Annotated in this window: 15 protein-coding genes; 4 read left to right on the forward strand and 11 right to left on the reverse strand. The window is 41.7% G+C overall.

What is annotated here, in order from left to right:
* Nucleotides 1-17: 17 nt before the first annotated feature.
* From L3D27_RS10105 to L3D27_RS10130, 6 genes are all read right to left on the reverse strand, one after another.
* Complete coding sequence (locus tag L3D27_RS10105; RefSeq protein ID WP_284673534.1) at nt 18-803, reverse strand: 3-hydroxybutyrate dehydrogenase; 786 nt, start codon at nt 801-803, stop codon at nt 18-20.
* A 27-nt stretch (nt 804-830) separates the two neighbouring features.
* Nucleotides 831-2,213, reverse strand: coding sequence for a GntP family permease (locus tag L3D27_RS10110; protein ID WP_284673535.1), 1,383 nt, complete (start codon nt 2,211-2,213; stop codon nt 831-833).
* Nucleotides 2,214-2,415: 202 nt separating this feature from the next.
* Nucleotides 2,416-3,738 (reverse strand): TRAP transporter large permease, encoded by a 1,323-nt coding sequence (locus tag L3D27_RS10115; protein ID WP_432481110.1) that lies wholly within the window; start codon nt 3,736-3,738, stop codon nt 2,416-2,418.
* A gap of 13 nt (nt 3,739-3,751) precedes the next feature.
* The gene (locus tag L3D27_RS10120) at nt 3,752-4,282 is read right to left on the reverse strand and encodes a TRAP transporter small permease (protein ID WP_373628191.1); all 531 of its coding nucleotides are present in this window, start codon (nt 4,280-4,282) and stop codon (nt 3,752-3,754) included.
* Nucleotides 4,283-4,352: 70 nt separating this feature from the next.
* Entirely contained in the window at nt 4,353-5,423 is a 1,071-nt protein-coding gene (locus tag L3D27_RS10125) for a TRAP transporter substrate-binding protein (protein WP_432481111.1), read from the reverse strand.
* 332 nt (nt 5,424-5,755) lie between these two features.
* Nucleotides 5,756-7,306: a phospholipase D family protein gene (locus tag L3D27_RS10130; RefSeq protein WP_432481112.1), complete on the reverse strand. Its 1,551-nt coding sequence runs from the start codon at nt 7,304-7,306 to the stop codon at nt 5,756-5,758.
* Between the two features lie 389 nt (nt 7,307-7,695).
* Between L3D27_RS10130 and phhA the strand changes: the two genes are divergently transcribed.
* Both phhA and L3D27_RS10140 read left to right on the forward strand, forming a co-directional pair.
* Nucleotides 7,696-8,484 (forward strand): phenylalanine 4-monooxygenase, encoded by a 789-nt coding sequence (gene phhA / locus L3D27_RS10135; protein WP_432481113.1) that lies wholly within the window; start codon nt 7,696-7,698, stop codon nt 8,482-8,484.
* 167 nt (nt 8,485-8,651) lie between these two features.
* The gene (locus L3D27_RS10140) at nt 8,652-9,002 is read left to right on the forward strand and encodes a 4a-hydroxytetrahydrobiopterin dehydratase (protein ID WP_284673541.1); all 351 of its coding nucleotides are present in this window, start codon (nt 8,652-8,654) and stop codon (nt 9,000-9,002) included.
* A 66-nt stretch (nt 9,003-9,068) separates the two neighbouring features.
* Here the strand turns inward: L3D27_RS10140 and maiA are convergent, their stop codons facing one another.
* The 5 genes from maiA to hppD all read right to left on the reverse strand — a co-directional run bounded on the left by maiA (nt 9,069) and on the right by hppD (nt 14,279).
* Entirely contained in the window at nt 9,069-9,704 is a 636-nt protein-coding gene (maiA, locus tag L3D27_RS10145; protein ID WP_284673542.1) for a maleylacetoacetate isomerase, read from the reverse strand.
* A gap of 73 nt (nt 9,705-9,777) precedes the next feature.
* Nucleotides 9,778-11,169 carry a Na+/H+ antiporter NhaC family protein gene (locus L3D27_RS10150; RefSeq protein ID WP_432481114.1) on the reverse strand — a complete coding sequence of 464 codons (1,392 nt, stop codon included), beginning with the start codon at nt 11,167-11,169 and terminating at the stop codon, nt 9,778-9,780.
* A gap of 114 nt (nt 11,170-11,283) precedes the next feature.
* The gene (locus L3D27_RS10155) at nt 11,284-12,282 is read right to left on the reverse strand and encodes a fumarylacetoacetate hydrolase family protein (RefSeq protein ID WP_432481115.1); all 999 of its coding nucleotides are present in this window, start codon (nt 12,280-12,282) and stop codon (nt 11,284-11,286) included.
* A gap of 77 nt (nt 12,283-12,359) precedes the next feature.
* Nucleotides 12,360-12,905: a VOC family protein gene (locus tag L3D27_RS10160; protein ID WP_284673545.1), complete on the reverse strand. Its 546-nt coding sequence runs from the start codon at nt 12,903-12,905 to the stop codon at nt 12,360-12,362.
* Nucleotides 12,906-13,184: 279 nt separating this feature from the next.
* Nucleotides 13,185-14,279 (reverse strand): 4-hydroxyphenylpyruvate dioxygenase, encoded by a 1,095-nt coding sequence (hppD, locus tag L3D27_RS10165; RefSeq protein ID WP_284673546.1) that lies wholly within the window; start codon nt 14,277-14,279, stop codon nt 13,185-13,187.
* 197 nt (nt 14,280-14,476) lie between these two features.
* On the opposite strand from hppD, the gene L3D27_RS10170 reads away from it, so the two are divergent.
* Together L3D27_RS10170 and L3D27_RS10175 are read left to right on the forward strand one after the other, a co-directional pair.
* A complete protein-coding gene (locus L3D27_RS10170) occupies nt 14,477-15,376 on the forward strand; it encodes a LysR family transcriptional regulator (RefSeq protein ID WP_432481116.1) in 900 nt (299 codons plus the stop codon).
* Nucleotides 15,377-15,549: 173 nt separating this feature from the next.
* Nucleotides 15,550-15,828, forward strand: a complete 279-nt coding sequence (locus L3D27_RS10175) for a GNAT family N-acetyltransferase (protein ID WP_284673548.1) — start codon at nt 15,550-15,552, stop codon at nt 15,826-15,828.
* The last annotated feature ends 41 nt before the right edge of the window (nt 15,829-15,869 follow it).

Raw genomic sequence — 15,869 nt, forward strand, 5'->3', positions numbered from 1 at the left:
ATCACCAACGATTTAAACTATCTCATACCCCAACCATGACTGGCAATAAAAGATTGCCCTGTAAATACATTGGTCGGAAAACTTGCCAAAAACAAAGCTAACGCTGACACATCATCGGTGGTGGTAAATTCACCATCTACCGTTGAGCCTAGCATGATATTTTTTACCACCTCTTCTTCGCTGATATTTTTTTCTCGAGCTTGTTCTGGAATTTGCTTTTCTACTAAAGGTGTTTTAACGAAACCTGGGCAAATGACATGAGAGCGAACATTATGGCTTGCACCTTCTTTAGCAAGCGTACGACACAAGCCCAGTAGACCATGTTTAGCGGTTACATAAGGGGATTTTAGGGCTGATGCTTCATGGGAATGCACCGACCCCATATAGATGACCGTTCCAGAATTTTTTGTGTACATATGTGCCAAAGCGGCTTTGGTAGTTAAAAAAGCACCATCTAGATGTATCGCAAGCATTTTTTTCCAATCTTCATAAGATAACTTATCGATAGGGTTGATGATTTGAATGCCCGCATTAGAGACTAGTATATCCAAACTACCAAATTCGGCCACAAACTCATTAATAGACTGGTTCACTTGGTCTTCTTTAGTAACATCTAATAATACAGCTTTTGCTTGACCGCCTAAGGTATGAATTTCTTCAACCACACTTTGTGCATTGCTTATATTAATATCAGCCACACCAACCACAGCCTTCGCCTTGGCAAACTCTATGGCGATTTGTCGCCCGATACCACCACCTGCTCCTGTAATAAAGGCAGTCTTATTTTTTAGATCATAATGCATTAATCAAGCTCCTTATATGTCATGATATTAAAAAGAACCAAACAGCGTACCTAGTATAATGACACTAATGGTAGCAAAAATAGGAATCGCTATGGTAACAACAGCTAGATTCATATAAGATTGTTTGTGTGTTAAGTGACAGATAGCAAATAAAGTAATAACCGCACCAGAATGGGGCAGAGTATCTAAACCGCCTGCCGCCATGACCGCAATTCTGTGCAGTAATTCTGGATCCACATTATGCTCAATGGCAAGTTTTAGGTAATCTTCTCCGAGTGTTTGCAAGGCAATGCTCAGACCTCCTGACGATGAACCTGTAATGCCTGCCAATACGCTCATGGCAACCGCTTCAGAAACCAAAGGATTATCTGGAGAAATGCTTAAAATATTATCACGAATGATGGCAAATCCTGCCATAGTAGCAATCACCGCTCCATAGCCAACTTCTGACGCCGTATTAAAAATAGGCAACATAGACCCATAAACGCCTTTATTAACAGACTCTTGTAGGTGTGTTAGATGCTTTAAATTTAATAAAACCAGCACAAGACAGGATATTAACAAAGCAATGATGATGGACCATAGACCTAGATTTGACTTAATTGCAAGCTCAGGAAATCTATCATTAATCACGCCAAAGTCCATACCAGGAAACACAGCGTAAGTTAGCAAGGCGTTAATACCAATAACCAAGACAAGCGGAATTATCGCCAATACAAATGGCATATCAGAAGTTAAAAGACCATCATCATTATCATTATAGGCACCATAGCCCTCGCCCATCTTTTTGGCAATTCTAGCACGACTTTGCAACCACCAAGTTCCCAATACAAACATGATGCCACCGCCAATCAATCCCAAAATCGGTGCTGAAAAAGCATTGGTCTGATAGTACGGAATAGGAATGGCATTCTGTATGGCTGGCGTGCCAGGTAAAGCAGTCATCGTAAAGGTAAACGAACCAAGTGCAATGCAAGCAGGGATTAGGCGTTTGGGCATGTTTGCTTGACGAAACAGAGCTTTTGAAATTGGATAGATGGAGAAAGCCACCACAAAAAGTGAGACACCCCCATAAGTTAAAATACCACAAACTAAGACAACCACCAAAATTGCCCTACTTGCACCCAGTTTTTTCGTAACAGTATTGGCGATGCTAGTCGCTGCACCAGAATCTGCCATCAGCTGCCCAAATAAAGCACCTAGCAAAAACACCGGAAAAAACTTTAACAAATATCCGCCAAGTGCTTTCATGAAAGTTTCGGTATAAGCAGGCAAAAGCAACATGCCTTCACCCGATAATATGACCGCCAATGCTGCCATGAGTGGTGCTAATATCAATACCGACCAACCTCGATAAGCAAAATACATCAGTAAAATGAGCGAAATGATAATTGGAAGTGTTGCAAACATGTCAATTCCCTTTGATGATACAATTTTTTAAAATAATTTTTGACTAGCATTTCATCATTTGCCAGTCTAGCTTCCTCCCTGTAGGGTAATGACATTTTAACACTAATTTTTTGATATAATCAATCATAGATATCCAGTGATTAAAAATTTTCTCGTTAGTTGGTCCATTGCGTATTTGATGGTGTTTATCGCCATATTAACCTTAACCAAGCATATGCACAAGCCACAATGCAAGCGACGGCATGAATACCAAAGCTAAAATACGAGTTAGGTCTGCACATAAAAAGGGTATCACACCTTTATAAGTCTCTTTAACCGCAACATCTTTAGCAAGACTATTAATTACAAAAATATTCATGCCGACAGGCGGTGTGATCAACCCAATCTCCACCACCATCAAAGCCAGTACACCAAACCAAATGGCCTTATCTGTAGGATCTAATCCCCAAAAGTCCATGCCCATAATGATGGGAAAAAATACAGGGATGGTCAATAAAATCATAGATAAGCTATCCATGACACAGCCCAATATAAGATAAATCAAAATCATAGCGAACAGCACAGTTAAAGGTGCCATACCAGTATTTAACACCCATTGAGCAAGAGCGGATGGCATTTGTGATAAAGCAAAAAAAGCATTTAATACATCTGCACCAATCAAAATCAAAAAAATCATGGCAGTTGATGATGCCGTATCAAGCAATGCCTGTATTAAACCATCTTTTGTCAGCTCTTTAGTTAAAAACGCCAGTGCACCAACCGCTACTGTACCGATCGCCGCCGCCTCAGTTGGGGTAAAAATACCACCATAAATCCCACCAATCACTAATGCAAAAACCGCCACTACAGGCCACACACCTTTTAATAAACCGATACGTTGAGACCAATTAACATAAGGCATAGCAGGACCACTGTTTGGCACCACTCGCACATATATTGCAATAGCGGCCATATAGCCAAGCATGGCGACAATCCCAGGAATCAATGCTGCCATGAACATTGAAGCGACATTTTGCTCAGTCAATACAGCATAAATTACCAAAACCACTGACGGTGGAATCAAGATACCCAAAGTACCCCCCGCCGCTAAAGCCCCTGTAGATAACGCATCGGAATAATTGGCACGCTTTAATTCAGGCAAAGCAACTCGACCCATCGTCGCAGCTGTAGCTAATGATGAGCCGCAAATCGCCCCGAAGCCTGCACATGCACCTACCGCACTAATTGCTGTACCACCACGATAGTGCCCCAAAAATGCATTGGTTGCCTCAAACAATCGCTTGGATAGTCCACCACGAGAAGCTAAGTTACCCATCAATAAAAATAATGGCACAACAGATAAGTCATACACCGAGAATCTGGCAAATGGCATGCTTTTTAAATAGTTTAATAAGGGCAACCACCCTGCAAGCATGACATACCCCAACGCTCCAGCAAGAAGCATCGCCACACCGATATGGATACGAAGCACGAGTAAAAAGATCGTCAAAACACCCATCAGCAAGCCAATAATCATCGAATCCATCACTCTATCCCTTTTATTGAATCTCGTACTGTTTAAAAAATCGCCAAGCAGTGTAAAAAGCTGTCAAGGCCAGTAAGAAAAACCCTGGTGCAATCGTTATATGAGCTAGCCATTCTGGCAGAGCCAAAATCATGGTTCTAGTACCATGCTTAAAAGCTGACACCGCCCCAAAATAGCTACGCCACATCAGTACAAGAGCCGCCAACCCCAACAGGATACTAGCGAAAATATCCAAGTACTTTCTTACTGCTACAGGGGCTTTTAAGGTAAAAAAGTCAACAATAACATGAGCTTTTTTCATTTGAGCATAAGGTAAAAATGCAGCAATCGATAACGCACAACCAATCTGAACAAGCTCCACATCACCTTTGATTGGTGCATCAAAAATCGAACGACCAATAACACTGGCTGTTGACAGTAGGCAAATACCAACTAAAACCGCCACACCACCGAACGCAGACAACTTAGACCATGTCCATAAAAATCGTCCAATTATGTCACCTGGCTTACCCTCACAAATCTCAATCTCAACAGCATCTGCCATAACCACTCCATTACATATTTAAACAAGTGCTCATCTTACGATAAGAATTGTTTAAACTATTAAATAACGATTAATTAGTAGTATCTGCCATCAGCTCTCTAGCACGATCAACCATCGCCTGCCCATCATAACCTTTGGCATTCATATCGGCAATCCACTCCAATTCGACCTTTTGGGCGGCATCCCGAATGCGTCTTACCTCATCCGAACTGATGACATTAATCAAATTGCCTTTATCCACCGCTTTTTGATATGCTTGTTCGACCTCCTCATCCCATGCCTTACCAAGGCTTGCCGAGAGCTCTATGCCAGAATTCTCATCAATCACTTTCTTTAAATCGTCAGGCAAACCATCATATTTTTGCTTATTCATCACAATACTAAACAATGCACTGTACAGTACAGGATCAGGGCTGTTTATCTCAGAGTGGTATTTGGTCATCTCATGCAATTTTAAAGTAGGAACAACCTCCCAAGGCAAAATATAGCCATCAACCACACCTTTTGAGACAGATTCTGATAAACTTGGCAACGGAATACTCACAGGTGTTGCACCAAACGCTTCTAGTGTTTTATTGGTCAAGCGGGTTGGAGCTCGCATTTTTAGCCCTTTAAAGTCTTCTAGCCTAGTGATTGGACGAACATTATTATGGATCTGCCCACGGTCATGCACATTAAATGCCAGAGGCTTAACTTTTTCAAAATCTTTTTTTCCGAACTCCTCATATATTTGCCAAGCCACCCGACTGCTCTTTTCACCGTCAATAGTCATAAAGGGAAGCTCCATCACTTCCATACTAGGAAAACGCCCCGCAGTATAGCCTGGCAAGGTCCACACAATATCTGCCACACCATCGGTTACTTGGTCAATCAACTGAGCCGGCGTACCTCCAAGTTGCATGGCAGGATAAAATTGACAGGTTAGTTTACCATCAGATTCGGCAGCGATTTTATCGCACCAAGGCTCAAGTACTTTTTTTTGACTCATGGCTGTCGCTGGCCAAAAGTGAGAAACTTTCAATACTACTTTTTCACCACCACTTGGCGTAATCACATTCTGTACACCGATATCCTCTGTACAAGCACCCAACACCAATGATACCGCACCCAACAACGCCAACTTTACCGTCTTAACTTTCATGTCAATACTCCTAAATACCATTTAATCATCATAAGCTTAAAAGAGCTTAATCAATCTAGATTATTAAACACCAACTCTACATCAAAAATACAATCGTTTTTTTTAATTTATTTATCTAAATTTACAATAAATATAGATGATTTTATTGCTTTATACACCTAATCCTCATAGGACTGACTTTTAGATAGATAATACTGAATAAAAAAACCATTTATTTAAATCATCAAATAAATGGTTTTTTTATTCAAATTTTTAGCGATTTTATGCCTTATGCACCTATTGATGCTTAGTACTTTTTTGGTTTGTTTATTTGCTTAAGCATAACCCCACCACTACAACAACCACTCAATCGGCAGATGACTGGCTATCCATACCTGAATACGCCGATGCAAAGGAGAATCAGGTTCGGTGGTGCGTTCTAGTAACTGACCATTTTCTGTGGTGGTCCACACTTTTTTACCCTCATCATTTAAGCTTAACGCATAGGTGTGCGTTGGGATATTGGTAGACAAACCTTTTACCAACCTCTCTGCTAATACAGGACTTTCAATAATCAGACCCATCTCGGTATTAAGATTGGCAGAACGGGGATCCATATTAAACGAGCCGACATACAGATACCGACCATCCACCATAAAGGTTTTGGCGTGCAGGCTTGCCCCTTGTCCGTCATAGGCATTACGCACTTTGGCAGGCTTGACCGTGGCATTGTCTTTTAGTTCGTAGAGCCTAACCCCACTTTGTAATAAATCCTCTCTATACTTAGCATAACCTGAATGCACCACCGCCACATCGTTGGCAGCTAAAGTATTGGTCAATACCTGTACGGATTTGCCATTTTTGGCAAGTTCGCTTAATAGTCTTTTGCCTTGATTGGTTGGCACAAAATAAGGAGAGACAATGATGAGTTCTTGTTGGGTGTTTTGAATTAACGGGGCAATGTATTTAACCAAGATATTTGAATCTTTATGCTTCTTTAGTACTTTATCAGGGTGGTCGCTGATGAGCTGTGTTTTTGCCCAAACCAAAGGCATATCCCCATCTGTTAGATACTTAGCGAAATTGGTCTGCGTTAGTAGCTGTAGATATGCTTTTGATGCCTCAGACACACCTGATAGGTCAGCAGGGGCAACCTTACCGATAATATCACTTGCCATATAAGACGACCGACTATTCCAATAACGGTCAAAATCGTTAGCCGTCTTGCGAGAAGCGTCGCCCACCACTGCCACATCTAAGTCGGCAAACATCACCCCGCTACCTGCATCAAAGTACTCATCGCCAATATTGCGACCACCTACGATACTCACCAAGCTATCGGCAGTCATTGATTTATTGTGCATACGACGGTTTAGACGAAAAAAGTCGCTCAAGTAGCCCAATGGGCGAAAAGTACGGTGCATATAAGGGTTGAATAAACGAACTTCAATGCGATCATGATTATCCAATGCCTTAATCACGCCATCCATGCCTGCCATTGTATGATCATCTAAGAGTAGTCGCACTCGCACACCCCTATCTGCCGCCGCCAGTAGTCTTTGGCTAAGTAGCCTACCTGAAAGATCATCGTGATAGATATAATACTGCACATCTAGGCTGTCTTGGGCAGACTCCACCAACGCAAGCCGTGCCAAAAACGCATCACGACTGTCCGCAAGCACATACACCCCACTTTCATCTTTACGCTTAATGACTTCTGGCAAAAGCATTTTGGCAATCTTGCTATCAGGATTGGTTGCTAGATGAGTGGTTTGGATATTATGGCTATTATCAGGCAAGGGGCGATAAGTCGCCAATCCGATAAAAATAAGAAACAAGGTCAGAATCAGCAGTCCGATCAGAAACCTTTTAATACAGCCTTTTATGGCGGACATAGATGGCATTGTTATGAACCTTTTATCTAAAACAAGACAATGAATGGTACTGTTTAATTGGCGGTATTATTTGATTGATACATTATTCTCATCAATGGTGTTATTTATTATACATTCCGATAATTTATAGAATACCAAATCACAACCCATCAAATTATACCCCCATCATCTCACATGGACTTATCTAGCATATCATGTAAACTACAATCCAGCAAATACCATCAACTATGCTCCAGCTCTTATTATAACAAAAAAGCCATCTCAATACGCACTTGACAAACATTTTTTGTTATTTTAAGATATGTTTAGCAAACAATCAGGAATTTAATTGGTAACTTTTGGTCATTTATTGGTTAACTCAATAAATTATCTTAAAAAATCATCTTACAAGGAGTTTTATGCAAATCAAAACCCCCTATATCTCTCACACCCCAGACGATAAAAAACGCATCATATGGAGCGATGAGGAAAATGGTATCTGGAGAGACTTAATCACCCGCCAACAAAAAAGCACGGTCGGCAGTGCTTATCAGCAATATTTGGACGGTTTAAACACCTTAAATCTACCAATTAACCATATTCCCCAACTGCCTGATTTGGATGCGGTATTACAACAAACAAGTGGTTGGCAAACCGCTCCTGTCCCTGCCTTAATCTCATTCGGTAAATTTTTTGAATTACTCGCTAATCAAAAGTTCCCTGTAGCGACTTTTATTCGTACCAGAGATGACTTTGATTATATTCAAGAACCTGATATTTTCCACGAAATTATTGGGCATCTACCCCTATTGACCAATCCTAACTTTGCCAATTTTACGCATATTTATGGAAAGTTAGGATTGCAAGCCGACAAAAAAGTACGGGTATTTTTGGCACGCCTGTACTGGTTTACCATGGAATTTGGGCTGATCAACACCCAAGACGGACTGCGTATTTATGGAGGCGGTATCTTATCATCACCTGCTGAAACAGAATACGCCCTAAGCGGTAAGCCAGAGTACAGACCCTTTAATGTCAATGATATTCTAAGAACACCTTATCGCATTGATAAAGTGCAGCCGATTTATTATGTCATTGACGACCCAGAGGCATTATTTTCTTTGACCGAACAATCATTAATGCAAGAAGTTGATAAAGCAATGGAGCAAGGGTTGTTTGACCCCCACCCAAGTTTATTAGACGACTAGCAGATTTAATGACTGTTGAGCTCACTACCTTTACAGCATGACTTGCCCTAAGATGCCTTTGAAAGAGAAAGTCGTCATGGCTTACTAGCTTATCACGAACGGTTTTTTAATCCTTCAAGGTGTAATTAGGGCAATATTTTTAACTTAATTTTTATAGGGAATTTTTTATGAGCGATTTAAAAAACCAATTTTGTGAAGCCTGCCAAGCAGACGCTCCAAAGGTAACAGATGAAGAGCTTGCCACTTTCATGAAACAACTACCAGACTGGGCTGTCATCTCCGAACAAGTCGGCGAGCATCATGTTTTACAATTAAAAAGGGTATTTAAGTTTAAAAACTTCAAAACAGCTTGGGCATTTGGCGATAAGCTCATGCAACTGGCTGAGAGTGAAGGACATCACCCTGGCATTTTTGTAGAATGGGGGAAGGTAACAGTAACTTGGTGGTCGCACAGCATCAAGGGTCTGCACAAAAATGACTTCATCATGGCAGTAAAGACAGACGAGCTATACACATAACCCAAGAATATCATTGAAATAAAAGCGATAATCTAGGTTATCGCTTTTATTTATCTTTTTATTTTGTTATTCAAAGTCAATTTGTTTTTCTGGGCTTGCCTGAATGAACGCATCTAGTTGATTGCAGTTTTCTACTACCTTGACAATATTAGGAAAGGCACTCAAATCCACTTTAAAGCGATTGGCATTATATACTTGTGGCACCAGACAAATATCAGCCATTGTGATATTATCGCCAAAAGCATATTGACCGCCATGTGTTTTTAATAATTGCTCCAAAGCAGTAAAATTGACCTTAATCCAGTGAGCATACCAGCTTTGTTTTTGTTCATCGCTTATGTTTAATTCACCTGTTAAATATTGCAACACTCGCAAATTATTCACAGGGTGCGTATCACAAGCGATGATATGACACATAGACAGCACAGTCGCCCTGTCATAATGATCTTTTGGTAGCAGTGATGGGCTAGGATACTCATTCTCCAAAAAATCTAAAATCGCCATTGATTGGCTAAGTATCTTACCATCATCAATCTGTAAACTTGGCAATAATTGGCTCGGATTTTTGGCCTGATAGTCGTCTGACCTTTGCTGACCTTTGACCAAGTGTACAGGAATGATGCCATGAGAGATGTTTTTGAGATTTAAAGCGATGCGTACACGATATGCCGCCGAACTTCTAAAATAAGAGTAAAGTTCCATAATCCTTCCTTGAAAATGGTAGGGAAAATGCCATCTAAAGCCAGTGGCACCGCCCCACTTTGATGATTGGTTATTAGTTTTTGGCAGGTTCTAACTTGCTGATGGTAAAGCCAGTAAACCCATAAACCAGTGTCAAAATAAAGCACAAGTAACAAAAAAACGCAAACGGTACATAGTTAATCACTGGCATTCCAAATATCCCCGTCAAAAATCCGCCATACACTCCCCATGGCACTAAAGGATTGATGACCGTGCCGGCATCCTCAATGGTACGAGACAAATTTTTTGGGTGCAGTCCAAGCCGTTGATACTCTGGTAAAAAAGCATTGCCCGATAAAAGCAAACTTAGATACTGCTCACCGACAAGCACATTAATCCCAAAAGCCGTAAAGGCAGCAGCAGCCACGCCATGAGAGGCTTTGGTGAGTAGATGACGCATCGCATCAAGCAGTGCTGGCAATACGCCAAGCCCTTGAAGCAATCCACCCAAAGACAATGCCAAAATCACCAAAATTTGGGTAAAAAACATACTCTCCAAACCACCACGAGAGACCAGTTTTCCTACCGCCCCCAAGTCCACACCCTCTGGCAATGAATAGCCCTTAAAGAACCAACCACCAAGCTGTGATAGACTTGGGCTAGAATGGGTGTAGGTCAAGGCAAGTGCCACAACGATGGTTGCACCAATGGCATAGATGGCATTGACACGCATGATGGCAAGTGCAATCAACACCAAAAAGGGCAATAAGGCATAGCTGTGCACCAGTCCACTTGCGACCAGACTGTCTTTTAATTCTGTCACGCCTGTCAAATCGCCAGTCGCCGATGGCATGAACATAAATAAAATCGCTGTAATAATCCACGCAGGCACTGTGGTGTACATCATATTTTTGATATGCCCAAACAAATCCACGCCAACAATAGATGCTGCAATGCTTGTGGTGTCAGATAATGGCGACATCTTATCGCCAAAGAGTGCACCAGAAACGACCGCCCCTGCCACAATCGCAGGATTCGCCCCAAAGGCTGCCGCCATTCCCAAAAACGCCACACCCACTGTCGCACAAGTAGTAAATCCGCTACCAAGTGCCAGACCAACCACACTTGCTAAAATAAAAGCAGATAAATAAAACCACTCCGCCAACAAAAAGTTAAACCCATAATACATCAAAGTAGGAATAGACCCACTCATCATCAAAGCAGAAACTAAAAGCCCAATGAAAGAAAACAGATAAATCGCCCCCATTCCTGTGGCGACCCCACCTATCATCTTATCTTGCATTGCTTCAAATTTGACACCTTTGGTCAGTCCAAATATCATCAAACCCAAGATAACAATCAGTAGCGATAACAATGGCACAAAGCCGAGTTGAATCATCGTCAAGGCAAGCACCGCCACCACAATAATGGCAATCGGTACGGCTTGTTTGGGGGTTAAATGTAAAAGCGGGGCTTGCTTACTCATAAAAAAATTCCTTACTGCCATATGATGACAGCTCATCTGCCCTAGTCATCACTTATGATCAGCAGTCATTATAATCAAAAACAACCGCATAATTCAATGAAAATAAAACCAATGTCAAAAATCGGTCTTCACTGTATTAACAATCTCACCAAAAATGCTATTACCATCTTTGTCATTCATATAGATTTTGACAGTGTCGCCATGATCCAAGAACTCGGTGCTAGGCTTACCATTTTCAATGGTCTCATACATACGCACTTCAGCGATACAGCAGTAACCTACACCGCCTTGTTCTACCGATGAGCCATATAGATTGCCTTGTTTGTTGGATACTGTGCCAGAGCCGACAATCGTCCCTGCTTCAATTTCACGAGTTTTAGCAAGATGGCTAAGCAAGCGTGCAAAATCAAATGTCATGTCCACGCCTGCATTGGGGCAACCAAATGGCTTGCCGTTAATCTCTACATTTAAGGGCAAATGCACCTTATTATCCACCCAAGCATCGCCCAATTCATCAGGGGTTACAAACACAGGGCTAAATGCCGAAGCAGGCTTAGACTGCACAAAACCAAAACCTTTGGCAAGCTCATCAGGGATAAGATGACGCAAAGAAACATCATTAACCAACCCAACTAAGGCGATGGCTTTTTCTGCCTGCTTTTGGCTCGCCCCAAGCGGTAAGTCAGTTGCCACCACCACCACTTCTGCCTCTAAGTCAATGCCCCACTCTTTTTTGGCAAGTATATCATCTGTTGGTGCGATGAAACTGTCTGAGCCACCTTGATACATGAGTGGGTCATCATAAAAAGAGACTGGCACTTCTGAGTTACGAGCTTTTCGTACCAGTTCTACATGGTTAAGATAAGCAGAGCCGTCTGCCCACTGGTATGCTCTTGGTAATGGTGAATGACAAGCGTTTTGATCAAAGGGCTTGCCAACTTCTGATGCGTTTAGCTCATCGTAGAGTTTTTGTAGGGTAGGCTTATGCACTCCCCAATCGTCAAGAGCTGATTGCAGTGTGCTAATTTCTGGCTCAAGATAACGACTCAAATCACGGCTAACCACAATTAGGCGACCGTCTCGGCTGTCAGTTTTTAGGGTGGCTAATTTCATCGGTTTTCCTTAAATTTACAAAAACAAACCGTCTATTTATTGTATCAGTATACTTTAAAATAAACGGTTTTTATGCGTTATACTTCAGGCGGTTCTGTGCCATCATGCACCCATCTGGCATGCTTGGGTGCTTTTTTGGTTATCGCCCATTCGTTTAGCATGTCCCATTTGACTTTATCTAACGCTTTTGATTGCTTTTTTGTGGTTACATCAAAGGCAAGCTCGATGCGGTGTCCATTGGGGTCAAAAAAGTAGATGGAGTGGAACAAGGTGTGATTAGTTGGACCTAGCACATCAATGCCCTCACTGATTAACCTGTCTTTGGTGGCAAGTAGTTTTTCCATGCTATCTACTTTTAATGCCAAATGCTGTGTCCAAATAGGTGTGTTCTCATCTCTACCCATCTCTGGGCGAGTTGGCAATTCAAAAAACGCCAAAATATTACCACCCCCAGCATCCAAAAAAATGTGCATATAAGGATCAGGCTCGCCTGTGGAAGGAACTTTGTCCTCACCGATGGCAAGCACAAAATCCATATCAAGGTGCTTTTGATACCATTCTACTGTCTCTTTGGCATCACGACAACGATAGGCGACATGGTGTACGCCTTGAGTTAGAGCCATAGTCTATTCCTTTATCTAAGATGGGCTTTATCTAAAGCCTAACCAATTTTAAACCCTTTAAAAAGCGAGCCGTATTTTTCAACCATATCCGCCAACCCTGTTTTTTAGCACAGTTGCCAATCACGGTTTTTTGCATGATTTACCATCACAAAACACTGCCTGCTTTTTGTCATTGAAAGTAACATTTTAGTGCCAATCAAACTTTATAAAAATGACCAACTGTACTTAATCAGCCTAAGATGGATAAAAAGTTTGACTGACAAAAAATTAAACAGCTTATTACAATGATTCTGCTGGCACTTCTAACGCCCCACGGCGGATCTGGTCTCGCTCAAGACTCTCAAAGAGTGCCTTAAAATTGCCCTCACCAAAGCCTTGTGCGTAGTCGCCCTTACGCTGGATAAATTCAAAGAACACAGGACCCATCAAAGTTTCAGAGAAAATTTGTAATAGCAGGCGTGGCGTACCATCTTCGGTGGTGCCATCTAGCAATATGCCACGAGCTTGAAGCTCTGATGTAGGCTCGCCATGATTTGGTAGTCTTTCTTCTAGCATCTCATAATAAGTATCTTTTGGTGCGGTCGCTAGTGGCACGCCTGCTGCACGAAGCTGGTCAATGCTTTCAATCAGGTTATCCGACAAGAACGCAATGTGCTGAATGCCCTCGCCATTAAACTTCATCAAAAATTCTTCAATCTGACCACCACCCTGCTTGGATTCTTCATTCAAAGGAATGCGGATTTTACCATCTGGAGCGGTTAAGGCTCGGCTTGCCAAACCTGTGTATTCACCCTTGATATCAAAGTAGCGAATTTCTTGGAAGTTAAAGAATTTTTGGTAAAAATTATACCAATAGTCCATACGACCACGATATAGATTATGCGTTAGATGGTCAATGACTTTAAAGCCAAAGCCGACAGGGTTTTTATCCACCCCTTCAATGAACTCAAAATCAATATCATAAATGGTATTATCGCCCTCAAAACGGTCAATAAAATAAATCAATGAACCGCCAATGCCTTTGATGGCAGGCAAGCGAAGCTCCATTGGGTTGGTCGGTACTTCTACAGGTTCAGCACCCATCTCAATGGCACGATTATAGGCGTATCGTGCATCTTTGACACGAAAACCCATCGCACAGGCACCCGCCCCATGCTCTTGGGCAAAGTAATAAGCCTGACTGTTTTTGGTGCGGTTCACCAAAAGATTGATGCCACCTTGACGATAAAGTGAGACATCTTTTGAGCGGTGGTGAGCCACTTCGGTAAAGCCCATTTTCTCAAAAATTGGCTCTAAAAAATTTGGGTGTGGGCTTGAAAACTCTAAAAACTCAAAACCATCTAGCCCCATTGGATTTTCAAATAAATCTGCCATAATAATCCCTTGCTTGTTAATGAAAAACTGGCTAAAATCCCATGAAGAATACTTGCAATCAATTGAAAGCCAGCTGTGATTATCATAAAATAAGCACTGCAAATCTACAAATGGGTTTTTTGCTTTATTTATTGGATTTTACAATAATTTGGATTTTTATAATTTTTTATAATAATGACGACAATACGGATTAGTTTATGAATGTTACCTTTCGCCAGATTAACGCCTTCATTGCTGTGGCTCGCCACAAAAGCTTTACCAAAGCCGCCGATGAGCTACATCTGACACAGTCATCGTTGAGTGGTCTAATTAAAGAGATGGAACGCCAACTTGACATCACGCTATTTGACCGCACCACTCGTCAATTACATCTATCAGAAGGTGGCACAAGACTGCTACCCTATGCCTTAAAAGTGCTAGATGATATGCAGCTGCTGAATAATGAAATCTATGATTTAAAGGATTTTCATCAAGGCAAAGTACGAGTAGCAGCCAGCCAGCAACTTGCCGCCACAATCATGCCTGAGCTTATCAAGGAATTTAAAAAAATCCATCCAGATGTTCAAGTTAGCCTTATTGATTGTGGTATTGGCGAGGTCATGGATCGTGTGCAGATTTTAGATGCCGATATTGGCATCGGTCCTGAATATCCGTTTAGCAATGACATTGTAGCGACAGAGCTGTTCGCTTCACCGTTTTATTTAATCATCAAAAAAGACCACCCTTTAAGTGGTCATGATGAATTAGATTGGGGCGATATTCCACAAGGCGAACTCATCACCCTACAATCTGCCTTTGCTGAACAAATCCGCAACGCCTTGCCACTTGATTTATCCGAGCGGTTATTTCGTGCCGATTATGAGGTCAATTTTTTGTCCACTGCTCTTGGTATGACCAAAATGGGACTTGGCATTACCCTTGCCTTAACTTATGCCAAAACTTGGGTAGAACAGCACAACTTGACCATGATACCGATTAAAAACCCCACGATAGAAAGAAAATTTTTACTGTACACTCACAAGCATCGTTCACCCAGCCCTGCGGTCATCACCTTTAAAAAATTCTTGGTGGATTATGCCAAGCATTGGGATGCCTAATTTGGCACAGCTAACCGACCGTACAACACCACACAGTCTAAAATGAGACACCCTAATGCCAAGCATTAACAAAAACAATCTGCAATCTTTGTACGAATGTTATTTACAATCTGCATAAAATTTCTTATGCTAAACAACTCATTTATTTCATCTCATCAATCTGACCAGAGACCATGACAAACATCATACACGACACCGACAACCATCGCTTTACAACCACCATTGACGGCTTGACCGCATTTATCAGCTATGTTGATACAGGCGAGACACTCATCTTTGACCACACCATCGTCCCAAACGCTCTTGGTGGTCGTGGCATCGGCACTGCACTCGTCAAGCACGCCCTAGCCTACGCCCAAGTACAAGGCAAGAAAATTGTGCCTGCTTGTAGCTTTGTGGCACACTATGTTCAAAAACACCCCGAATACCAGTCGCTACTGCATTTGGCTTGATGAATCAAATCACTCAAGCAGTCCTAGAATCAACACAAGGA

Source organism: Moraxella sp. ZY200743, from assembly GCF_050885545.1.
In the GTDB taxonomy this organism is placed as follows: Bacteria; Pseudomonadota; Gammaproteobacteria; order Pseudomonadales; family Moraxellaceae; genus Moraxella; species Moraxella haemolytica.